This is a genomic window from Streptomyces sp. RK9, from assembly GCF_045070545.1.
Lineage (GTDB): Bacteria > Actinomycetota > Actinomycetes > Streptomycetales > Streptomycetaceae > Streptomyces > Streptomyces alboflavus.
Genome location: NZ_CP173704.1, coordinates 144,557 through 167,345 on the forward strand (window position 1 = coordinate 144,557; position 22,789 = coordinate 167,345).

The following is a 22,789-nucleotide window of genomic DNA, read 5'->3' on the forward strand; positions in this document are numbered from 1 at the left end:
TCACCCCACAGGGCCCGCTTCACCCCACAGGGCCCGCCGCACCTCACAGCGCGTGCCGCACCCACACGTTCGGCTCCACGTACACCGCGTACCCGCGCCCGGGCTCGCAGTGCACCGGCACCAGCGCGCCCGGCACCTCGACGAGCCCCTCCTCGTCGAGCGGCAGGCCCGTCCACGCCCGCCACCGCTCCAGCGTGCCCGACACCGTCATCGACGCCGGGGCCACCTTCTCGATGACGCCGCCCGCGCGGACGTGGACGCGCAGCCACGGGTCGTGCGGCAGGCCGTCCTGCCGGGTGCGCCGCGCGTACTCCTCGATCGGCGTCGCGGGCTCCAGGTGCTTGGCGTTGGGCCGCACCGGCGCGACGACCTCGGTGAAGCCGCGCCCGCGCGCGTTCTCCCGCAGGGCCGCGAGCACCTGGCCCGAGACGCCGTGCCCCTGCGCGTCCGGGGCGACCGTGATCTCGATGGCGCTGACGGTGTCGGGCTCCCGGCCCCGCTTGAGGTCCGAGAACGCCCACAGCATGACCGCGTCCCAGCCGCCGCCGGGCAGCTCCCCGCGCCCCTCGGCGCCCAGCGCGAACGGCACGCTGAACGCCCGCGCCACGACCTTCCCCCCGGCGTCGGTGGCGACGAGGACGTGTTCCGGCCACTCCACCGGGATCCGCATCATCAGCGACCAGGCGACGGGGTCGTACTGCACGAACTCGACCCAGGTGTCGTCCATCGCCCACATCGGGTCGGTGAGTTCGGGCCGCTCGGCGAGCGGGGTGATCGTGAGGTCCATGCCCGCACGCTAACGGCCGGGGCGCGGCCCGGAAACCGAATTAGCGCGCGGCCGCCCGGAGCCCGGCCGACGCCCCGCCGCACGGGCGAAGCCGCAGGTCGCGGCAGGCCCGGCCACAGGGCACGGCAGGCCGAGCCGCACCTCACCGCGCCCGGAACCGCCCCGGCGCCGCCGTCGGGTTCCCGCCGCCCGGCAGTTTCTCCTGCGGGCAGCGCGCAAGGACCTTCCGCATGGCGTCCCGCTCGGCGGCGGTCACCCACAGGCCGTACTTCTTCTTCACGGCGACCTGCCGCGCCACGTACGCGCAGCGGTAGGACTTGTTCGCCGGCAGCCATGTGGCCGTGTCGCCGTCGCCCTTGCCGCGGTTGGGGCCCGCGTCGACGGCGAGGAGGTTCAGGGGGTCGTTGGCCAGGGCGATGCGCTTGCTCGCCCGCCAGCCGTTCGCGCCCTTCTGCCAGGCGTCGGAGAGGGCGACGACGTGGTCGATGTCGACGCGGCTGCGGCCGCGCGTGAACGTCACGTCCTTGCCGGTGTACGGGTCCGGGGCGAGGGTGCCCGACGTCACCGTGCAGTCGCCGCCGCGGAACTTCACGGCGTCCAGGTCGCGCTTCAGTATGTCGTCGCGCGTCCCGCAGCCGTTGGAGTCGGTGTCGGCCCAGGGGCTGCCGAACCGCGCGCGGTCGTAACCGGTCTTCGGGGCGCGGCCCTTGACGGTGAGCGCGTCCACGGCGGCGAGCGCCGGGCCGCCCCGGGTACCGGAGCCGGGCGCGCCACCCGCGTCGCCCGCCTTGTCGTCGTCGCCCTTGCAGGCGGAGAGACCACCGCCGAGCACGAGCAGGGCGACCGCCGCGCCCGCGCCCGCACGCCGTCGCCGTCCCCGACCTCCCGCCGAGCCACCGCCGGACGTCACGGTCTCCCCGAGCCTCACAGTCATGTCCTCCCCTGAAACGGCCCCACGGTAGCGGCCAAGTGGTCCAGACCATACCGCCCTTCGGGGCCCAACCCGCACATTCCCGGCAGGGCCGCCGGACCCGCGGCGGCGGTCATTACCCCCGAAGTAATCGACCACCCCGCTCCCCGCCCGGCAGGATTCTGCCCATGGAAACCACGCAGACGCCCCAGACCACCGCCGAAGCCACCCGCGCCACCGTCCAGGAGTTCCTCACCGCCCGTCTCGCCGGGGACACCGCGCGGATGACGGAGCTGTTCGCCGACGAGGTCGACTGGCTGCTCGCCGAGAACCCGGCCTGCCCCTGGATCCGCCCGCGCGCCACCGGCGCCGAATGCGCCGCCCAGGCCGAGGAGTTGGCGCGCCACACCGTCGCGGAGGACTCCCGCGCCTCCCTGGACACGTTCCTCGTCGACGGGGCCGACGCCGTCCTGATGGGGCACCTGTCGGGGACCGTCCGCGCCACCGGCAAGTCCTTCGAGGGCCCGTTCGCGCTGCGCCTCACCGTCGAGAACGGGCGGATCACGCGCCACCACCTCTACGAGAACAGCCTGTCCGTCGCGGCGGCCTGCACCCCCTGACGCACTCTGACGTCCCCTGACACGCCCTGACACCCCCTGACGCGCCGGAAGAACGCCCGCCCCGGGAATAGCCGGAGCACGACTCCGCTTGAGGGCAGTGACCTTGCCGGACGATCCGGACGGGGCACGCGACATGGGGGCGGGACACATGAACGGACGCATCGGTTCCAAGGGTTCGGCGCGCCGCGCGGGCGCCGCGCTGCTCGCGACGGCCACGCTGGCCGCACTGCCCGTCGTCGGCGCGCAGGGGCTCACAGGGCCCTCCGGCGCCGTGGCGGCCGGGCACGACACCACCGCGCACAAGAGCAAACACGGCCCTGCCAAGAGCGGTTCCTGGCAAGGCGGCTGGGCGGCGTCGCCGCAGGCGCCGACCGAGGTCTTCGCGCCGAACTGGTCCGAGCGGGGCTTCGAGAACCACACCGTCCGGCAGGTCGTCCGCGTCAGCAAGGGCGGCACGAAGGCACGCATCGAGCTGTCGAACCGGTACGGCACCAAGCCGCTGCGGATCTCCGGCGCGACGATCGCCCGCACCGCCGAGGGGGCGTCGGTCGAGGGCGGTTCGGTGCGCAAGCTGGCCTTCGGCAAGCAGGGGTCGCTGACGATCCCGGCGGGCGGCACGGCGTACAGCGACAGCGTGCCGTTCCCGGTGCGGGCCCTGGAGTCGCTGACCGTCACGCTGCACCTGGCGGAGCCGACCGGGCCCACCACCTTCCACCTGGCCTCCTCCGCGACGAGCTACCGCGCCCAGGGCGACCACACGTCCGACCGCGACGGCGCCGCGTTCACGGAGACCAGCGACTCCTGGTACTACCTCTCCGGCGTCGAGGTCGGCGGCGGGGCGGGCGTGCGCCGGGACTCGGTGGTGGCCTTCGGCGACTCCATCACCGACGGCTACGGCTCCAGCCTCAACACGAACAACCGCTACCCCGACAAGTTGGCCGAGCGCTTCGCCGCCGCCGGCAAGCCGCGCAGCGTCCTCAATCACGGGATCGGCGGCAACCAGGTCACCAACGACACCTCCTGGGCCGGGGAGAAGGGCGTCGTCCGCTTCAAGAAGGACGTCCTGAGCGAGCCGAACGTCGGCACCGTCATCGTCCTCGAAGGCATCAACGACATCGGCGGCAGCGGCCCCACCTACCCGGGCGGCCCCACCCCCGAGGTGTCGGTCCGCAAGCTCATCGACGGCCACCGCTCCCTGATCCGCCAGGCCCACGCCCGCGGCATCAAGGTGGTCGGCGCCACGCTGACGCCCGTGAAGGGCTCGTTCTACGACACCCCGGCCAACGAGGCCAAGCGCGACGCGGTCAACGACTGGATCCGCACCTCCGGCGCGTACGACGAGGTGGTCGACCTCGACCGCGCCCTCGCCGACCCCGCGGACCCGGACCGCATCGCGCCCGCGTACGACTCCGGCGACGGGCTGCACCCGAACGACGCCGGGTACCGGGCCATGGCCAACGCCCTGGACCTGCGCACCCTCTGAGTCCGGGAGCCCACGAAAAGCCCGGCGGCGCCTCTCGGGGCGCCGCCGGGCCTCCGGACACCCGGGCCCCGCCGGGCCCTAGCCGAGCACGGACGTCAGGAACTCCCCGACCCAGCCCAGCAGTTCACGCCCGACCAGCGGCTTGCCGCCGACCTTCGCGGTCTTCGGGCGCGGCACCAGGACCTGGTGGGTGGCGGGCTTGATGACCGTGCCGGGGTAGAGGCGCTTGAGGCGCAGCTCCTGGGACTCCGCGAGCTCCACGGGCGCGAAGCGGATGTTGGTGCCCTGCAGGACGATCTCGCCGACCCCGCACGCCCGCGCCAGCATGCGCAGGCCCGCCACCAGGAGCAGGTTCTCCACCGGCTCCGGCAACTTGCCGTAGCGGTCGGTGAGTTCCTCGCGCACCGCCTTGATGTCGGCCTCCGTGTTGGCGGAGGCGATCGAGCGGTACGCCTGCAGGCGCAGGCGCTCGCCGGGGGCGTAGTCGTGCGGGACGTGCGCGTCGACCGGCAGCTCGATCTTGACCTCGAGCGGCGGCTCCTCCTCCACGCCGCCCTCCAGGGAGGCGCGGTAGTCCGCGACGGCCTCGCCGACCATGCGGACGTAGAGGTCGAAGCCGACGCCCGCGATGTGGCCCGACTGCTCGCCGCCCAGGAGGTTTCCCGCGCCGCGGATCTCCAGGTCCTTCATCGCCACGTACATGCCCGCGCCCATCTCCGTGTGCTGGGCGATCGTCGCGAGCCGCTCGTGGGCGGTCTCGGTCAGCGGCTTCTCCGGCGGGTACAGGAAGTACGCGTAGCCGCGCTCGCGGCCACGGCCGACGCGGCCACGCAGCTGGTGCAGCTGACTCAGGCCGAAGTTGTCGCCGCGCTCCACGATGAGGGTGTTGGCGTTGGAGATGTCGATGCCGGACTCGACGATCGTCGTCGACACGAGCACGTCGAACTTCTTCTCCCAGAAGTCCACGACGACCTGCTCCAGGGCCTGTTCGGACATCTGGCCGTGCGCGGTCGCGATGCGCGCCTCCGGCACGATGTCGCGCAGACGGGCCGCCGCCCGGTCGATGGACTCGACGCGGTTGTGGATGTAGAAGACCTGGCCCTCGCGCAGCAGCTCCCTGCGGATCGCGGCGCCGATCTGCTTCTCCTCGTACGGCCCCACGAAGGTGAGCACCGGGTGCCGCTCCTCCGGCGGGGTCGTGATCGTCGACATCTCGCGGATGCCGGTCACGGCCATTTCGAGCGTACGGGGGATGGGGGTCGCCGACATCGTCAGGACGTCGACGTTCGCGCGCAGCTTCTTCAGCTGCTCCTTGTGCTCGACGCCGAACCGCTGCTCCTCGTCGACGATGACCAGGCCCAGGTCCTTGAACTTGGTCTCGGAGGAGAACAGGCGGTGGGTGCCGATGACGATGTCGACGGAGCCGTCCTTGAGGCCCTCCAGGGTCGCCTTCGACTCGGTGTCCGTCTGGAAGCGGCTGAGCGCCCGGACGTTCACCGGGAACTGCGAGTAGCGCTCGGAGAACGTGCCGAAGTGCTGCTGGACCAGGAGCGTCGTGGGGACGAGGACGGCGACCTGCTTGCCGTCCTGGACCGCTTTGAAGGCCGCGCGGACCGCGATCTCCGTCTTGCCGTAGCCCACGTCGCCGCAGATCAGGCGGTCCATCGGGACCGACTTCTCCATGTCCTCCTTGACCTCGGCGATGGTGGTGAGCTGGTCGGGCGTCTCCGCGTACGGGAAGGCGTCCTCCAGCTCGCGCTGCCAGGGCGTGTCGGGGCCGAAGGTGTGGCCAGGGGCCGCCATCCGCGCGGAGTACAGCTTGATCAGGTCGGCGGCGATCTCCTTGACCGCCTTCTTCGCACGCGCCTTGGTCTTCGTCCAGTCGGCGCCGCCGAGGCGGTGCAGGGTCGGGGCCTCGCCGCCCACGTACTTGGTGATCTGCTCCAGCTGGTCCGTCGGGATGTAGAGCCGGTCGCCGGGCTGGCCGCGCTTGGCGGGGGCGTACTCCACGACCAGGTACTCGCGGGTCGCGCCCTGGACCGCGCGCTGCACCATCTCGATGTAGCGGCCGACGCCGTGCTGCTCGTGGACGATGTAGTCGCCCGGCTCCAGGGTCAGCGGGTCGATGGTCTTGCGGCGCCGGGCGGGCATGCGCTGCCCGTCCTTGCCCGCCGCCTTCTGGCCGGTGAGGTCGGTCTCCGTGAGGACGGCGAGCTTCAGGGCCGGGTCGACGAAGCCGTAGTCGATGGAGCCGCACGCCACGTGCACCACGGCCGGGGTCAGCTCGGCCAGGTCGGCGTCGAGGCGGGCCGCGATGCCCTCGCCGCCCAGGACCTCGGCGGTGCGGGCTGCCGGGCCGTGGCCCTCCGTGACGTACACCGTGCGCCAGCCGTCGGCGAGCCAGCCCTTGGTGTCGGCGAGGGCCTTCGCGGTGTCGCCGCGGTAGGTCTCCGGGGCGTGCATGCCGAGCTTGAGGGTGTCGGCGTCCGCCAAGTCGGTGATGTCGGAGGGGTCCGGGGTCTCGTCGGCGGCGAACGGGCTCACCGACCACCACATCATGCCCAGCTCACGCGCCCGGTCCCGGATGTCCGCGATGCCCCACAGCGAGGCCGCGCCCACGTCGATCGGGGCCTCGCCACCACCGGCCGTCGCCGCCCAGCTGGCCTGCAGGAACTCCTGGCTCGTCGCCACCAGGTCGGCGGCCCGGGTGCGCACCCGCTCCGGGTCGCAGACCAGCGCCATCGACCCCTTCGGCAGCACGTCGAGCAGCAGCTCCATGTCGTCCACCAGGACCGGGGCCAGGGACTCCATGCCCTCGACCGCGATGCCCTCGGCGATCTTGCCGAGCAGCTCGCCGAGCTCCGGGTGCTGCTCCGCCAACGCCGCGGCCCGTCCCCTGACCTCCTCGGTGAGCAGCAGCTCGCGGCACGGCGGCGCCCACAGGCCGTGCTCCGCGATCTCCAGGGAACGCTGGTCGGCGACCTTGAAGTAACGGATCTCCTCGACGTCGTCGCCCCAGAACTCCACCCGCAGGGGGTGCTCCTCGGTGGGCGGGAAGACGTCGAGGATGCCTCCTCGTACGGCGAACTCGCCGCGCTTCTCCACCAGCTCCACGCGTGCGTACGCCGCCGCGGCCAGGGCCTGAACGGTCTCGTTCAGGTCGGCCGACTCGCCCGTGCGCAGCGACACCGGCTCCAGGTCGCCGAGGCCCTTGACCTGCGGCTGCAGCACGGAGCGCACCGGGGCCACGACCACCGACACCGGGCCCGTCTCGGGGTCCGCGGCGTCCTCAAGGCGCGGGTGCGCCAGGCGGCGCAGGACCGCGAGGCGGCGGCCGACGGTGTCCGAGCGCGGGGAAAGACGCTCGTGCGGCAGCGTCTCCCACGACGGGTACTCCACGACCCCCTCCGGCGGCAGCACCGTCCGCAGCGCCGCGGCCAGGTCCTCCGCCTCGCGGCCCGTGGCGGTCACCGCGAGGACCGTGCGGCGGGCCTCCCGCGCGAGGGCCGCCACGGCGAAGGGGCGGGCGGCCGGGGGGCCGACGAGGTCGATGTGATGCCGGTTGCCGTCGGCCGCGGCCTTCACCGCTTCGGTGAGGGCCGCGTCCTCGACGACGGCGTCCAGCAGTCCGTGCAGGCTCATGAAGGGGCATCCAGTCCGGGGCAGAGAACGGTGCGGACAACGCGAACAGCCCGACTCGTCGCACGGGCCGGGGGTGTCCAGGGTACGTCGCCCGAGCGGGGCTCACCTGCCGGTGCGGTGCGGGCCGGGGGCCTTGCCGGGGGCTCCCCAGTCCCACCCCTTCCCGAAACCGGGGCACAGCCCCCGGGCCCCCGGGGTGGGAGTCCCGGGCGGGTAGGACAGGCCCCCGCCGAATCGGCGCTCCGCGCCTCGTCCTCAATCGCCGGACGGGCTGGATCGTTGCCGGGGCGGACTGGAGAAGTGCGGGAGCGGGCTGGAGGAGTGCGGGAACAGGCTGGAGAGGCGGGAGTGGGGCGAGAGGCGGGAGTGAGGCCGGAGAGGCCCGGGGGTGGGCAGGGGCGAGAGGCCCGGGGGGGCAGGGGCGAGAGCCCCTGGAAGGGCGGGTGGGTGGGGGAAAAGCCCGTCCGGCGATTGAGGACGAGGCGCGGAGCGCCGATGGGCAGGGGAAAGGGGCGCAGCCCCATACGCAAGGGCCGGGGTCAGGGGAACGTTCCCCTGACCCCGGCCCTCCCCCGTTCCCCCGTCGCGGTGGCTAATCCGTGGCGATCGCGTTCAGCACGTTCATCCGGCCCGCCCGGAACGCCGGGACCAGCGCGGCGAACAGTCCCACGAAGGCCGAGCCGATGAAGACCGTGATGATCGTCGGCCAGGGGATCTCCAGGACCTTCAGGCCCTCCAGGGCGAGCAGCTTCTGGGCCGTGGCGCCCCAGCCCATCCCGAGGCCGAGGCCGAGGAGGGCGCCGAAGAGGGCGATGACCACCGACTCCAGGCGGATCATGCGGCGCAGCTGGCGGCGGGAGAGGCCGATGGCCCGCATCAGGCCGATCTCCCGGGTCCGCTCGACCACCGAGAGCGCGAGGGTGTTCACGACGCCCAGGATGGCGACGATGATCGCGAGGCCGAGGAGGCCGTAGACCATGTTCAGCATCTGGCCGACCTGGTCCTTCAGGCTCTGCTTGAAGTCGGTCTGGTCCTGGACCTTGTACTGCGGGTAGGTCGCCAGGGAGTCCTTGAGCGCCTTGTACGCCTGCTCCTGCTTGCCGTCGACCGCCTTGGCGAAGGCGATCCCGGTCTGCGGCATCCGGTCGGCGGGCACATAGCGCTCGACCGTGGCGATGTTCACGTACATCGCGCCCTTGTCGAACGACCCGTCCTCCGACGTGATCGCGGCGAGCTTCAGCTCGGCGGTGCGGCCGTGCTCGAAGGCGACCTTCAGCTCGTCGCCGACCTTCAAGTGGTGCTTCTTGGCGAAGTCCTCGCCCACCGACATCGCGTTCTTTCCGTAGGCGGCGGACTGCTCACCGGCGACGGTGTCGCGGCGCAGGTCCTTGGCGTACGTCGGGTCGGCGGCGCTCAGCTCCGCGCCCTTGCTGGTCTTGCCGCCGGGCAGGGTGAGGTCGGCCTTGATCTCCTTGTTGCGGGTGAAGTGGGAGATGTACGGAGTCTTCTTCAGCTTCTCCTCGGCCTTGGCCGTGATGCTCTGCGACTCGGCCTGGATGATGAAGTCCGCGCCCACCGACTTGTCCAGCTCGTCCGTGGCCGAGGCGACCATCGAGGAGCCGACCACGGAGAGGCAGGCCACCAGGGCGAGGCCGATCATCAGGGCAGCGCCGGTGGCACCGGTGCGGCGCGGGTTGCGCAGGGCGTTCCGCTCGGCCATGCGGCCGACGGGGCCGAACATCCGCAGGATCACCGCGCTGATCACGCGGACCACGAAGCGGGCCAGGACCGGGCCGATGACCACGAAGCCGATGAGGGTGAGGACGACGCCGCCCCCGAGGAACAGGGAGCCCTCGCTGGCCTTGTCCGCCTGCCCCGCGGTGTAGAGGCCGAAGCCTCCGGCGGCGGTGAGGACCAGGCCGATCAGGGCGCGCAGGGCGCTGGACTTGCCGTCGGCGGGCGTGCCCACCTCGCGCAGCGCGGCCATCGGGGAGACCTTGCCGGCTCGGCGTGCCGGGAGATACGCGGCGAGGACGGTGACGATGATGCCGAGCGCCATGCCGACCACGGGGGTCGTCCAGGCGATGGTGAGGTCCTTCGTGGACAGCTCCATGCCGACGCCGGACATCAGCTTCATCAGGCCGACCGCGAGGCCGATGCCCGCGCCGACGCCGAGGATCGAGCCGATGACGCCGAGGAGCAGCGCCTCGACCAGGACCGAGCGGTTGACCTGCTTGCGGCTGGAGCCGATGGCCCGCATCAGGCCGATCTCGCGGGTGCGCTGGGCCACCAGCATCGAGAAGGTGTTGATGATGAGGAAGATGCCGACGAGGAAGGCGATCCCGGCGAAGCCGAGCATCGCGTACTTCATGACGTCCAGGAAGCTGCCGACGGACTTGCGGTCGTCGGCCGCGCTCTCCTTCTGCGTCTTGACCTGGTACGCGGAGGCGTCCCCTGCCAGCGTCCTGGTGACGTTGTCCTTGACCTGCTGGTCGCTGAAGCCGCTCGCGGCGCTGACGCTCAGGTGGGTGAACCGGCCGGTGGCGCCGAGCAGTTCGCGCTGGGCGGTCTCGGTGTCGAAGTAGAAGACGGCCGCGCCCGGGTTGGTCACCTTGAAGGTGGCGATGCCGACGATCTTCGCCTTGAAGTCACCGGCGGCGGTGATGGTGCGCAGTTCCTCGCCCATCTTGAGGTTGTGCTTGTCGGCGGTGTCGGCGTCGACCATCACCTCGGTGGGGCCGCGCGGGGCGTGCCCGGAGGTGATCTCCATGGAACGCAGGTCGTTCTTCGTCCAGTTGCCCGCGAGGGTGGGGGCGCCGGTGGACGGGCCCATGTTCTTGTTGTCGGAGTCGGCGACCGTGACGCTGTCGCTGGAGATGGCGCCCTCGACGGACTTCACGCCGTCGGCCTTCTTCACCTGGGCGATGGCGGAGGCGGGCAGCGACTCGGGCTTGCCCGTCTTCGGCCCGTCGTCACCGGCGTCGCCGGCGTCCTTGGGCTTGACGGTGACGTCGGACGCCGTCGCCGCGAAGAGCTTGTCGAAGGTGGTGCTCATCGTGTCCGAGAAGACGAGCGTGCCGCACACGAAGGCCACCGACAGGACCACGGCGATCGCGGAGAGCGCCATGCGTCCCTTGTGCGCGAGGAAGTTGCGCATGGAGGTCTTGAGGACGGTCATGACGTGCGCCCCCGGGCGTCGAAGTGCTTCATGCGGTCCAGGACCTGGTCCGCGGTGGGGTTGTACATCTCGTCGACGATGCGGCCGTCGGCCAGGTACAGCACGCGGTCGGCGTAGGACGCGGCGACCGGGTCGTGCGTGACCATCACGATGGTCTGGCCGAGCTCGGTGACCGAGCGGCGCAGGAAGCCGAGGACCTCGGCGCCGGCGCGGGAGTCCAGGTTCCCGGTCGGCTCGTCGCCGAAGATGATCTCCGGTCGTGACGCCAGGGCGCGGGCCACGGCGACGCGCTGCTGCTGGCCGCCGGACAGCTCGGTCGGGCGGTGCTTGAGGCGCCCGGCGAGGCCGACGGTCTCGACGACCTGGTCCAGCCAGCCGCGGTCGGGCTTGCGGCCCGCTATGTCCATCGGGAGCGTGATGTTCTCGATGGCGTTGAGCGTCGGAAGGAGGTTGAACGCCTGGAAGATGAAGCCGATCCGGTCCCGGCGCAGCTGCGTGAGCTTCTTGTCCTTCAGGCCGGTGATCTCGGTCTCGTCCAGATAGATCTGCCCGGAGGAGACGGTGTCGAGGCCGGCGAGGCAGTGCATGAGCGTGGACTTGCCGGACCCGGACGGGCCCATGATCGCGGTGAACTGCCCGCGGGCGATGTCCACGTCGATGTGGTCGAGGGCCACGACCCGGGTCTCGCCGGTGCCGTACGCCTTGACGACCTGGCGTGCCCGAGCCGCCACGGCCGTACGCCCTCCAGTACCCCCGTGCCTGGGAGTGGTCACAGCCGTTGTCACGGTAAGTCTCCTATGTCGGTGATGAGATGAGCTCGTTGCCGCACTGCCTGCTGCCGTACTGCCTGCTGCCGCACCGTTCGGTTCGCCTGCCCGGCCGCCCGTCGGGCCTCCGGTCGCACCGCTTGCTCACGTGGATCAGTCTGGTCCGCGGGGGTACCCCGGCGCCCTGGTGCGGAGCGCAGTCTTTTGCTGGGGAAAACCCCACCCCCGAAGCTGAGGTTCGTCTCAGTGCCGGTGGCCCGTGCTCCGGCCCCGCGGCATAAAGCCAATCTAAGGACCAGGTCAGGCGCCTTCGTCCTCCGTCGGTACCAACGTTTCCCTGTCCGTAGTACGGAGGTCCCCCTAGGGGTTCTCCACCCGCCGGTGGAGCGGTTCTCAGGGTCGCTCCACCCTCCTGGTGACCGGAATCCCGCCCCACCAGCCGAGAGACCCTCCACCCTCCCCCGGGGCCCCGCGCGGTGAGAAAGTGACCCGAGGCAATAAGTGCAGGGGGAAGGAATCCCGGGATGCCGAGGACCGACAGGCGCGGGGCCGTCGTCGCCGCGCTCATGCTCGTCATGGCGCTCGCCGCGCTGGACGCCACCATCGTCTCCACGGCCGTCCCGCAGATCGTCGGTACGCTCGGCGGCTTCTCCGTCTTCTCCTGGCTGTTCTCCGGCTATCTGCTGGCCGCGACGGTCACGCTGCCGGTGTACGGCAAGCTCTCCGACACCTTCGGCCGCAAGCCCGTCCTGATCGCCGGCTGCGTCCTGTTCCTGCTCGGCTCCGCGCTGTGCGCGCTCGCCTGGAACATGGGCGCCCTGATCGCCTTCCGCGTCGTCCAGGGCCTCGGCGGCGGCGCGCTCCAGGGCACCGTCCAGACCCTCGCCGCCGACCTGTACCCGCTCAAGGAGCGCCCGAAGATACAGGCCAAGCTGTCGACGGTGTGGGCGACTTCGGCGGTCGCGGGCCCCGCGGTCGGCGGCCTCATCACGGCGTACACGGACTGGCGCTGGATCTTCCTGATCAACCTGCCGGTCGGCGCGGTCGCGCTCTGGCTGATCGTCCGGCACCTGCACGAGCCCGCCCGTACGACGGCGGCGACCGGGCCGCGCAGCGAGGTGTGGAAGCGTATCGACTGGCCCGGAGCGCTCGCCGTCTTCGCCGCCGGGGGCGTGCTCCTGACCGCGCTCGTGCAGGGCGGGGTCGCCTGGGCGTGGCTGTCGGCGCCGTCGCTCGCCCTGTTCGCCGCGGGGCTGCTGTGCGTCGCCGCGGTCGTCGTCATCGAGCGCCGCGCGGCCGACCCCGTCCTACCCGGCTGGGTGTGGCGCCGGCGCCCCATCGCCGCCGTGAACCTGGCGCTCGGCGCGCTCGGCCTGGTGATGGTGGCGCCCACGGTCTTCCTGCCGACGTACGCCCAGTCGGTGCTCCAACTCGCGCCCGTGGCCGCCGGGTTCGTGCTCTCCGTGATGACCCTGAGCTGGCCGGTGTCGGCGGCGCTCAGCCAGCACGTCTACCGGCGCATCGGCTTCCGCAACACGGCGATGCTCGGCATCGGCGCCGCGGCCTGCGTCCTCTTCACCTTCCCGCTGCTGCCCTACCCCGGCTCGGCCTGGCAGCCCGCCCTGTTGATGCTGCTGCTCGGCGCGGCGCTCGGCCTCTTCCAACTCCCCCTGATCGTCGGCGTCCAGTCGACCGTGGGCTGGGCGGAGCGCGGCACGACCACCGCCTCCGTCCTGTTCTGCCGCCAGATCGGCCAGACCGTCGGCGCCGCCCTGTTCGGCGCGGTCGCCAACGGGGTGCTCAGCGCGAGGCTCGGCGGCGCGGGCTCCCTCGACGCGGTGGCCAAGGCGCTGGACGACCCGGACTCGGTGGCGGACGCGGACCGGCTGCGGCGCGCGGTGGACGCGGCCGTCGACGCCGTGTACGTGGGCGCGGCGTGCGCGGCGGTGGTGTGCCTGCTGGTGCTGCTCCTCGTGGCGCCGCGCAGGTTCCCCGTCATCCAGGAGGCACCCGCGGAGCCCGGCGCGCCCGAGGGACCGGGGGCGCAGGGCGCACGGGACGAGCCCGGCACACCCGACGAACCGCGTGCCCCTGACACCCAACTGCCGCACCAAACGCCCCGGTTGACCCATTCACCGCTCGACGAGACCCATACCGACTGACCAGTATGGCGAAAACCCCGCGCGCCTCCCCTACCAGCAAGTAGCGTTCTCGGCCCTCGCTCCCTCGCGGTCCGCACCGGACCGAAGCCGCGCTTGGAGAGGAACCGGGATGAACCACCCTCCGCACGACTCGTCCCCGTCCTACGCCACCTACCCCTGGCAGCCCGTCCCCCCGCCGCCAGCGCCGCCACCGCCCCGCGCGGCGCCCCGCCACCCCGCCCTCGGCAACCACCGTGACCTGCGGGTCCTGCGCACCGCCTACCGCCGCCAGCGCCGCGTCGCCACCCTCACCGCGCTCGGCTACTTCACCCTCTTCCTGATCCTGTCCGGCTGCGCACCCTCCCTGATGAACAGCGAGGTCTCCGGCGGCCTGACGACGGGCCTGCTCCTCGGCCTCGTACAACTGCCGGTGATGTGCCTCGCCATAGCGCTGTACGAGTTCACGGCGCGGCGACGGCTCGACCAGCTCGCCGCGCGCCTGCGCAAGCTCGCGGAACTGGAGGCGAACCGTGATCACCGCCGCTGACACGACCCAGAACATGACCCTGGTGGCGTTCACGGCCGTCGTCACGCTGACGCTCCTTCTGTGCGTGATGACGGGTCCCGACCGGGACGGGCTCGGCGAGTTCTACACCGGGTACGGCGGCCTCACGCCGCTGCGCAACGGCCTTGCCATCGCGGGCGACTACATCTCCGCCGCGTCCGTGCTCGGCACGACCGGCGTCATCGCGCTGCTCGGCTACGACGGCGTGGTCCTCGCCCTCAGTACGTCCCTGTCCCTGATGCTCCTGATGTTCCTGCTGGCCGAACCGCTCAGGAACGCGGGCGAGTTCACCATGGGGGACGTGCTCGCGCGCCGGATGCCGGGGCGGGTGGTGCGGGTGACCGCGTGCGCGGCGACGCTGGCCGCGCTGCTCCCCCTCATGCTGGTCCAACTGGCGGGCGCGGGCGACCTGCTCGCCTTCGTCCTCGGGTTCTCGAGCCCCGGCCTGAAGACCGGGTGCGTGATCGCGCTCGGCGCGCTGATGATCAGCTACGCGGCGATCGGGGGCATGAAGGGCACCGCCCTCATCCAGATCCTCAAGATCGTGATCCTGCTCGGGTCGGGGACGGTGGTCGCCGTCCTCATCCTGCGGCGCTTCGACTGGGACCCCGGGGCGCTGCTCGCCGCGGCGCAGCGGGGCAGCGAACTCGGCCCCGCCTACCTCCGGTCGGGGCTGCAGTTCGAGGGCGGTCCGATGCCGCGCCTGGACATGATCAGCTCCGAGCTGACGGTGGTCCTGGGCGGGGCGTGCCTGCCGCACATCACCATGCGCATGTACACGGCGCGCAGCGCACCCGAGATAAGGCGCTCCCTGTCCTGGGCGGTCTCCTCGGTCGCCCTCTTCGTCCTCGTCATCACGGTGATCGGATTCGGTACGACGGCGATGCTCGGGCGGGCGGCGGTGTCGGCGCACGACGCGCAGGGCAACACGGCGTATCTCCTGGGTACGCGGGCGGTGTTCGGCGCGGACGCGTCCGGCGCCGAGACGCTCCTCTTCACGACGGTCGCCACCGCCATCTTCCTGACGCTGCTCGCCTCGGTGGCCGGGATGATCCTGGCCTGCGCCAACTCCCTGGCGCACGACGTGTTCGCGGCCTGCCGCCGCGGTCTGACGCCCCGCAGGGAGATGACGCTCGCCCGCGGCTGCGCGCTGGCCGTGGGCGCCCTCGCGATCACCCTCGCCGTCCTCATCCAGGACCGCAGCCTCCAGCCCCTGGTGACCCTCTCCTTCTGCCTCGGCGCGTCCGTGCTCGCGCCCGCCCTGATCTACACCCTCTTCTGGCGCCGCTTCACCCGGGCGGGCCTCCTCTGGACCCTCATCGGCGGCACGGTCGGCTGCGCCGTGCTCATGACGGGCACCAACCTCGTCTCCGGCTCCCCCAACGCCGCCTTCCCCACCCACGACTTCAACTGGTTCCCCTTCACCACCCCCGGCATCGCCTCCATCCCCCTCGGCTTCCTCCTCGGCTGGCTCGGCACGATCACGTCCCGCCCCACCGTCCAACGGGAACAACGGGGCCGGTACGAGGCGGTGGAACCGTTCATCCTGGCGGGGGCTCGCGGGGCGCGGGGGCGCTGAGCGCGGTGCGGGCCGGCCTCGCCGTGGGGGTTGCATCCCACCCGTCCGTGCCGGCTGGGGGGATGGGGGAGGTGGGGCACGGGGTGCTCCCCGGGCCCACGGATGCTCCCGCCGGCGGGGACCCGGCAGGTGGGTGTGGGGTTGCCGGGCGGCGAGTGTCCGGTCGGGGGCGAACGGGTGGGCGGGTGGGGCGGATCCGCCGCGCAGCGGCGGGGGCGTGGGAACCGGGCCGCAGACGGGCGACGACAAGGGGCGCAGGGCGGCAACCCTGAGGACCAGAGCCACGGGTGGGCGGGTGGGACCGAGCCGCCGCGCAGCGGCGGGGACGTGGGGAGCGGGGGCAGCGCTGAGGGCGGATGCCCCGGGGTCAGGAGTCCGTGGCGGGGGTCGGGCCCGGGACCGTGCCGGGGCCGGGGGTGCCGTCCTCCTGGGCGCCCCGCCCGGTGAGCGCGGCGAGGCTGCTCCGGACATGGTCCATGTGCGCCCGGACCTCGTCCCACCGCTCCCCGTGCTCCCGCAGCACCCGCTCCGTCTCCCGCCCGACCCGCTCCTCCCGCATCCGCGCCCGCGCGAGCACATCCGCGGCCCGCGCCTCCGCGTCCTCCTGCCCGTGCCGCGCGGCCTCCTCGGCCTGGGCCCTGGCCCGCTCGGCCTCGGCGAGGCGGGCCTCGGCGGCGGCGACGAGCGACGCCTCGTGCGCCTCGACCGCGGCCTCCCGCTCGGCGATCTCCCGCTCGGCGGCCTCCCAGCGCTCGGCGTGCTCCTTCTCCAGGTCGGCGAGGAGCCCACTGGTGCGCTGGCGCATGTCCCGCAGCGCGGCCAGCGCCTCGCCGCGCCACTGCTTCACATCCGTACGGGCGGACACGCGCACCTCGTCGGCGGTGGCGCCGTCCGCGAGCAGCCGCTGCCGGGCCCGCTCCTCCGCCTCGCCGCACACCGAGTCGGCGTACGCCCGCGCGGCCCCGGCGAGCGCCGCCGCGCCCGCGGCGGTGGCCTCCTCGGTCTCGCGCGCCGCGGCCGCCGCCGCGTCCCGTACGGCCGCGGCCTCGTCCTCGGTCAGCGCGAGCAGGTACTGCGCGCGCTGCCCCAGCGTCTCGTACGTCTGCGGAGCGAGCCGCGCGACGACCTCGCGCATGTGCGCGGCCTCGGCGTCCATCTCCTTCGCGAGGACGGTGAGGCGGGCGGCGCGCTCCCACGCCGCGTCGCGGTCCCGGGACAGGGCGTCGGCGTAGACGTCCACCTGCCCGGGACGGTAGCCGCGCCCGCGCACGGCGACGAAGCCATGAGGTGATACCGACACACCGCTGCCGCTCATCCTTGATCCCCTCTTTCGCCCACACAGACTCTCGCCGTCGCGCCGACCGCGTACAACGCGATTGGCGCACATCTTGATGGATCAAGCGGAAGTGGTCATAACGCGACACTCCGCCCATCCCATCCGGTCAAGGATGCGTCAATTGGGGTCAGAAGTCGGAATCGGGTTGTCGTTCCGCAGTACGACGAAGCTCTGAGCGAGCCCTCGGGGCCACCCGCGTACGCGAGCGCGCACGAGCGAGGCGCCCGGCCTGATCCCCAGGTCGGGCGCCTCGTTCAGCTGTTTCCCCGTGCCTCGTACGGGTTACAGGAGTCCGTCCCACATCTGCTCGAGGAGCACCGACCACCAGCTCTCCGGCGAGGCGAGCGCGGCCGGGTCGAGGGCGGCGAGCTGGGTCTGGAAGTCGACGGTCCAGCGGCCCGCCTGCTCCTGGTTGAGCCCGTAGCGCAGCCGCCACATGCGGCCGAGGAGCCCGAGACAGCGGGCGAACTCGGGCAGGCCCGTGTTCACGAACTGCGGCGGCACCGGAGCGCCGCCGGGCCCCGCCTCGACCGGCACGGCCACGATGTTCGCGGTGCCGTACTGGACGCAGATCGCCCGCCCGAAGTCACTGCCCATGACGAGGTACGAACCGGCGTCGGACGCGGGCTGCACGCCCCGCTCCTGCGCCATCTCGGCCAGCGTGGGCACCGGCCGCCCCGGCTGGGCCTGCGCCCAGAAGAACGGCCCGAAGTCGACCGGGAGCCCGGCCACGACGAGCGTGTGCGCCACCACGTCCGGCACGCCCTGCCGGGACACCGCCCGCTGGTCGAAGCGGAAGACGCCGGGGCCGAACGCCCCCGCGAGCTCCTGGGCCACGCCCTCCGGCGGCACCGCCGGCGCGGGCGGCACCTGCGGCAGCGGCGCGCGCACCGGCGCGGGGCGCGCCGGGCCGTCCGCGACCTGGTGCAGCTCGCCCTGGTGCGCGAGGAGTTGGTGCATGCCCTGCTGCCGCGAGGCGTGGTCCTTGCCGTACGGCGCGATCGAGGCGATGCGCGCCTGCGGCCAGGTCTCCCGGATCATCCGCGCGCAGTACGCGCCCGGCAGGTCGCAGGACTCCAGCTCGGTGTGGAGTTCGAGGACCTGGTCCGGCGGGATGTTCATGGAGCGCAGCTCGTGGAAGATCTGCCACTCCGGGTGCGGCGTCCCCGGCGCGGACCGCCGGATGACCTGCTGCTCGGACCCGTCGGGCGCGCGGTAGCGCAGCACGGCCTGGTAGCCGGGCCCGACGGTGGGCTGCCCGGTCGGCGGCTGGGGGTAGCCGTACGGCTGGCCGGGCGCCATGCCTTGGGCGGGCGGGGGCATGCCGGGGGCGCCGGGGCCACCGGGCACGCCGTGAGGCAGGGGTGCGCCGGGGGCGCCAGGCATTCCAGGGGCGCCGGGAGCGCCGGGCGGCATGGGTGCGCCGGGTGCGCCGGGGCCGCCGACGGCCGGGCCCGCGAGCATGGTGGCGGCGTGGTGGACGCCGCCGCCGGGGGCTCCGGGGGCGCCAGGAGCACCGGGGGCTTGCGGAGCGCCGGGAGCGCCAGGGGCGCCGGGCGGGCCGGGAGGCTGCGGAGCACCAGGGGCGCCAGGCGCACCCGGGGGCTTCAGGCCGCCGCCGAGGCTCGGGTCGGCCAGCATCGTCGCCGCGTGGTGCACCCCGCCGGGGGGCGTACCCGGGGCACCGGGGGCGCCCGGAGGCTGCGGAGCGCCGGGCGCACCAGGGGCACCGGGCGGACCGGGAGGCTGCGGAGCACCAGGGGCGCCAGGCGCACCCGGAGGCTTCACACCGCCGCCCAGGCTCGGGTCGGCCAACATCGTCGCCGCGTGATGCACCCCACCCGGAGGCGTACCCGGAGCACCGGGCGCGCCGGGAGGCTGCGGAGCCCCGGGCGCACCGGGCGCACCGGGAGCACCGGGAGCCGCAGGCGCGGCAGGCGCACCAGGAGCCCCAGGGGCGCCGGGAGTCTGCCCGCCCGGGCCGAGCGGCGACATCAGCTGCGTCGGTACGTATCCCCCCGCGGGCGCACCCGGAGCCCCGGGAGCGGACGGCGGCGGCGTGGCCCCCGGCGCGGGAGCACCGGGAGCGGGCTGCGCGCCCGGAGGCGGCGTACTCCCGGCGGGAACGCCAGGAACGCCAGGAGCACCGGAAGCGCCGGGCGCACCCGCGCCGGACGCGTCCGGCCCCTGCGGATATCCGTACGGAGGCGGGGTACCCGCTCCCGAACCAGCAGGCGGAGGCGGCAGGTTGGGGCCACCGACTGCCGAACCGGCAGGAGGCGGCGGCAGGTTCGGGCCGCCGACCGGCGATCCGGCGGGCGGCGCGGCGGGCGCGTACCCCGCGGGCGGGGGCGGCAGGTCGGGGCCGGTCACCGCGGCACCGGCGGGCGGGGGCGGCAGGTTCGGCCCCGCGCCCTGCGCACCGGGCAGCGGCTCGTCGAGGGCGGGCGCGACAGCCGTCCGCGGGAGCTGGCTGCCGCCGGACATCAGCGCGGTCTTGGCTTCGGGGGACGCCGCGGGCGGCTGCTCCTCGTCGCCCTCGCCGCCGTCGAACGTCAGCGGCGGCGAGAACACCGTGGCGGGCAGCGGCACCGCCACGTCGTCGGCGTCGGTGTTCGTGTCCGTCCCGGCCCACGGCGTCGCCGACGCGGGCACCCCCGGCGCCGCCGCGCCGCCACCGGCCCCGGCGCCCTGGTCGCCACCCGGCACCCCGGCCGCGGGCCACGCCGTACCGCCGTCGGGCACGCCGGGAGCGGGCTGCGCGGCCGCAGGAGCCGCAGGGGCGGCGGCCGGACCGGGCCCGGCCATGGTCGGCAGCGGCTCGCCCTCCGGCTGCCCGGAAGCACCGGCCGCGACGGCACCGGCCCCGGCGCCGAATCCCGCACCGGCGCCCGCGCCAACTCCCGCACCGGAACCGGCAACCGCGCCGGAATCCGCCCCGGAACCACCGTGCGCGCCCCCGCCCGCGTCACCACCGGAGCCGCGCCGGTCCGGGATGCCCAGCTTGTCCGCCGCCTCCTGGAGCCACTCCGGGGGGCTCAACAGGAACGACGTCTGGTTCAGGTCCATCCGCTGCGGCGGCTCGGGCGCCGGTTCGGGTGCCGCGTCCGGCACGCCGTACTCCTCCTCGTAGCGGCGGATCACCTCGCCCACCGGCAGGGCGGGCCACAGCGTCGCCTCGCCGCTGTCCCGGGCGATGACGAGCCGCTGGTGGCCGCCGTCCGAGCGGGGGCCGCCCTCGCGGTCCTCCGCCCACACCACGAAGCCGAGCTCGAACTCCCGCACCCGCACCTCGCGGTGGCCGGGGCCCGGCACGTCACCGTTGATCCATTCCTCGGCGCGCTCCTGCGCCTGCGCGAAGGTCACCATCGGAAAGCTCACTCCCCCACCGGGACGGCGCGCGCGAAGCCGCCGTCCACCATCAGGTTCGCCACGGTCTCCAGCTCGGGCGGGCTGCCCGCGAGCCGGGAGAGGAAGGCGTCGAAGTCGTCGCCGCACGGCAGCAGCAGCCGCTGCACGCGCTCGGCCGGCGCCCAGGAAGGGTCCACGTCCCGCACGTCGTCGTACGCGCAGAACCACACCGAGCCGATCCGGTCGCCCTTGACCTTCACGGCGAGCAGACCGCCCTGCACGAAGCCCACGCCCAGGTAGTCCTTGGTGAGGTGGTCGCGCAGGCACTTGTTGACGTACAGGATGTCGTTGATCGCGGCCTCGTCGCGGACCGTGAAGAACGGCTGGTCGATGAGGAGCCCCAGCTCCGCGTCGAGGGCCGTGCCGACCGGGGCGCAGCCGCCCGCCGCCTTCAGGAAGGAGCGGTAGGCGCCGGGAAGGCGGTAGCCCAGGTCCTCCTCGACGCCCGTGATCTGGGCCTCCGTGACGGCGACGGCCGCCTTCGGCAGGGCCAGGTGCGCGGGGCGGGTCTCCTGGAGCGGGCGGGTGCCGCGCTTGTCCTGGTCGACGGGCGCCGTGGAGATGCCGCCGTGGTGCCGCAGCAGGGCCTTGACCTCGACGGGGACCAGCTGAAGGCGGCGGCCGTGCGGCGCGTGGTGCCAGGTCCAGCCGTGCGGGGTCGCGACCGCGGGGATCGTGTCCCACAGCTCGTGTCCGGACGCGGCGAGTGCCGCGTTCGCCGAGACGTAGTCCGTCAGGCGCAGCTCGTCCACGCCGAAGCCCTCGGGCGGCTCGGCGATCTCGGCGGCGGCGCGCGCGTACGGCGAGAAGTCCGGGTAGCCGTCACCGTCGACCCGCACCCCTCTGGGGTGGCGGGCGGCGCGGACCGGGTCCGGGAAGTGGACCACCTGCCCGGCGTAGGCCGCGTTCGGCGGCGCGGCTTGCTGCCCGAGCCGACCTGGCCGACCTTGCGTCATGGCGGATGCCCTCCTGCGGCACTGTGGGTTCACGGACGCCGACAGCCTATGCGCAAGCACGACACCGGTCACCGGGCCCCGAAACCGTGACCACCCGCCACGAGCCAGTCACCCAGAGGCGAAACCCAGGCGTGTCGTACAGCCCCAGCTTCCGCACCACGCGCCCCATTTGGCAGTCTGTTCCCGCAACGCGGGGGCGTGGCACCAGCGGCTGACACCGCGGGCACGGGGAGGGAAACACCACATGCACACGGCACCAAGCGGCATGTCCAACGCGCACGGCACACCTGTCACCGGCTCCGGAACCACCCGCACGGCACCCGGCCCGACCACCGGGGCGACCGCGACCGCCGAGCCCGGGGACCCGCGCGTCGGCTGGAGCAGCGAGCCCGTCGGCGCCCCGGTCCTGCACCACCGCCGCGACGGCATCCTGCCCACCGTGGCCGCCGCGCTCTCGGTCCGCGGCACCACCCTCACCAGCACCCCGAGGCGCGGCGAGGACCCCCCGGACCTGCATCCGCTCGTCCAGGACTTCCTCGACACCCTCACCAGCGGCCAGCGCGAGCGCTTCACCGGGCGGTGCGCGGAGGCCGTCCTCATCTCCCGGCACCTGACCACCGCCGACGCGGGACGCTCCAAACGGGCCTCGCGCAAGCCGATGACCAACGGCGAGGCGCGCAAGGCCCTCAAGCACGCCAAGCTGACCACCCGCCGCATCCGCGAGGACGGCGACCCCCTGCACGGCGCCTTCGCCCGCCCGTGCCGCTCCTGCACCGCCCTCACCGCGCACTTCGGCGTCCGCGTCGTCGACCCGACCGCGCCCGACGCGTGACGCGGGGCGCCCCCCAGCCGACGACCCCCGGTGCCCCGCGCACCGGCCGCCGCCATCCGCACCCGCACCACGAGGGCCATGCCATGCACATCGAGCACACCGACAGCTCCACCCGCTTCCCCGTGCCCGTCGACGCCGCCCTGCGCACCGCGGGCTGGGCGCCGGGCCGCTGGGACATCAAGCAGGCCGAGATATGGGCCGACGTCCTGCGCCGCCACACCTCACCCGCGGGCCATCAGCACGCGGTGTTCCCCGCGGCCGTGGAGGCCTGGGCGGAGTTCGGCGGACTGCACGTCACGCCGCAGGGCCCGGGCCGTCAGATAGCCCCGGCGGTCCTGCACCTCGACCCGATGTACGGCCTGCACATGGCGCGCACCCTCGGCGACCTCGGCCGGGCCCTCGGCACGGAGGTCTGTCCGCTCGGCGAGGAGACGCAGACGCAGGCGCTGCTGGCCATGGACGCGGAGGGCCGGGTCTACAGCCTCGACCACAGCGGCGACTGGTTCCTGGGCCGCCATCTCGACCAGGCCCTGACCACGCTGGTCGCGGGCACGCAGCCGGTACGGCTCACGACGGGCTGAG

15 protein-coding genes are annotated in these 22,789 nt (G+C 73.5%); 7 read left to right on the plus strand and 8 right to left on the minus strand.

Annotated features, from left to right (window positions below):
- Nucleotides 1-43: 43 nt before the first annotated feature.
- Together AB6L24_RS20775 and AB6L24_RS20780 are read right to left on the minus strand one after the other, a co-directional pair.
- Entirely contained in the window at nt 44-787 is a 744-nt protein-coding gene (locus tag AB6L24_RS20775; RefSeq protein WP_405657365.1) for an N-acetyltransferase, read from the minus strand.
- Between the two features lie 142 nt (nt 788-929).
- Nucleotides 930-1,721 (minus strand): HNH endonuclease family protein, encoded by a 792-nt coding sequence (locus AB6L24_RS20780; protein ID WP_405657366.1) that lies wholly within the window; start codon nt 1,719-1,721, stop codon nt 930-932.
- Nucleotides 1,722-1,885: 164 nt separating this feature from the next.
- Between AB6L24_RS20780 and AB6L24_RS20785 the strand changes: the two genes are divergently transcribed.
- Together AB6L24_RS20785 and AB6L24_RS20790 are read left to right on the plus strand one after the other, a co-directional pair.
- The gene (locus AB6L24_RS20785) at nt 1,886-2,317 is read left to right on the plus strand and encodes a nuclear transport factor 2 family protein (RefSeq protein ID WP_405657367.1); all 432 of its coding nucleotides are present in this window, start codon (nt 1,886-1,888) and stop codon (nt 2,315-2,317) included.
- 148 nt (nt 2,318-2,465) lie between these two features.
- Entirely contained in the window at nt 2,466-3,800 is a 1,335-nt protein-coding gene (locus tag AB6L24_RS20790) for an SGNH/GDSL hydrolase family protein (RefSeq protein WP_405657368.1), read from the plus strand.
- Nucleotides 3,801-3,878: 78 nt separating this feature from the next.
- Here the strand turns inward: AB6L24_RS20790 and mfd are convergent, their stop codons facing one another.
- The 3 genes from mfd to AB6L24_RS20805 all read right to left on the minus strand — a co-directional run bounded on the left by mfd (nt 3,879) and on the right by AB6L24_RS20805 (nt 11,405).
- Nucleotides 3,879-7,442, minus strand: a complete 3,564-nt coding sequence (mfd, locus tag AB6L24_RS20795; RefSeq protein WP_405657370.1) for a transcription-repair coupling factor — start codon at nt 7,440-7,442, stop codon at nt 3,879-3,881.
- Between the two features lie 592 nt (nt 7,443-8,034).
- On the minus strand, nt 8,035-10,620 hold the full coding sequence (locus tag AB6L24_RS20800) for an ABC transporter permease (protein WP_405657372.1): 2,586 nt from the start codon (nt 10,618-10,620) through the stop codon (nt 8,035-8,037).
- Complete coding sequence (locus AB6L24_RS20805) at nt 10,617-11,405, minus strand: ABC transporter ATP-binding protein (protein WP_030360651.1); 789 nt, start codon at nt 11,403-11,405, stop codon at nt 10,617-10,619. The genes AB6L24_RS20800 and AB6L24_RS20805 overlap by 4 nt, the downstream gene beginning before the upstream one ends.
- 506 nt (nt 11,406-11,911) lie before the next feature.
- Here AB6L24_RS20805 and AB6L24_RS20810 point away from each other — a divergent pair.
- From AB6L24_RS20810 to AB6L24_RS20820, 3 genes are all read left to right on the plus strand, one after another.
- Nucleotides 11,912-13,549, plus strand: a complete 1,638-nt coding sequence (locus tag AB6L24_RS20810; RefSeq protein WP_405657374.1) for an MFS transporter — start codon at nt 11,912-11,914, stop codon at nt 13,547-13,549.
- Between the two features lie 109 nt (nt 13,550-13,658).
- Nucleotides 13,659-14,075: a DUF485 domain-containing protein gene (locus AB6L24_RS20815; RefSeq protein WP_405657376.1), complete on the plus strand. Its 417-nt coding sequence runs from the start codon at nt 13,659-13,661 to the stop codon at nt 14,073-14,075.
- Between the two features lie 13 nt (nt 14,076-14,088).
- Nucleotides 14,089-15,672 carry a cation acetate symporter gene (locus AB6L24_RS20820; protein WP_405663190.1) on the plus strand — a complete coding sequence of 528 codons (1,584 nt, stop codon included), beginning with the start codon at nt 14,089-14,091 and terminating at the stop codon, nt 15,670-15,672.
- Between the two features lie 367 nt (nt 15,673-16,039).
- On the opposite strand, the gene AB6L24_RS20825 is transcribed toward AB6L24_RS20820, so the two are convergent.
- The 3 genes from AB6L24_RS20825 to AB6L24_RS20835 all read right to left on the minus strand — a co-directional run bounded on the left by AB6L24_RS20825 (nt 16,040) and on the right by AB6L24_RS20835 (nt 21,375).
- The gene (locus AB6L24_RS20825; RefSeq protein WP_405657377.1) at nt 16,040-16,987 is read right to left on the minus strand and encodes a cellulose-binding protein; all 948 of its coding nucleotides are present in this window, start codon (nt 16,985-16,987) and stop codon (nt 16,040-16,042) included.
- A gap of 303 nt (nt 16,988-17,290) precedes the next feature.
- The gene (locus tag AB6L24_RS20830; RefSeq protein WP_405657379.1) at nt 17,291-20,377 is read right to left on the minus strand and encodes an SUKH-4 family immunity protein; all 3,087 of its coding nucleotides are present in this window, start codon (nt 20,375-20,377) and stop codon (nt 17,291-17,293) included.
- 8 nt (nt 20,378-20,385) lie between these two features.
- Nucleotides 20,386-21,375 carry an SMI1/KNR4 family protein gene (locus tag AB6L24_RS20835; RefSeq protein ID WP_405657380.1) on the minus strand — a complete coding sequence of 330 codons (990 nt, stop codon included), beginning with the start codon at nt 21,373-21,375 and terminating at the stop codon, nt 20,386-20,388.
- Nucleotides 21,376-21,640: 265 nt separating this feature from the next.
- Here AB6L24_RS20835 and AB6L24_RS20840 point away from each other — a divergent pair, with 265 nt between their 5' ends.
- Entirely contained in the window at nt 21,641-22,207 is a 567-nt protein-coding gene (locus AB6L24_RS20840) for a YwqJ-related putative deaminase (RefSeq protein WP_030360645.1), read from the plus strand.
- Nucleotides 22,208-22,290: 83 nt separating this feature from the next.
- Entirely contained in the window at nt 22,291-22,788 is a 498-nt protein-coding gene (locus tag AB6L24_RS20845) for an SUKH-3 domain-containing protein (protein WP_405657381.1), read from the plus strand.
- Nucleotide 22,789 lies beyond the last annotated feature (1 nt).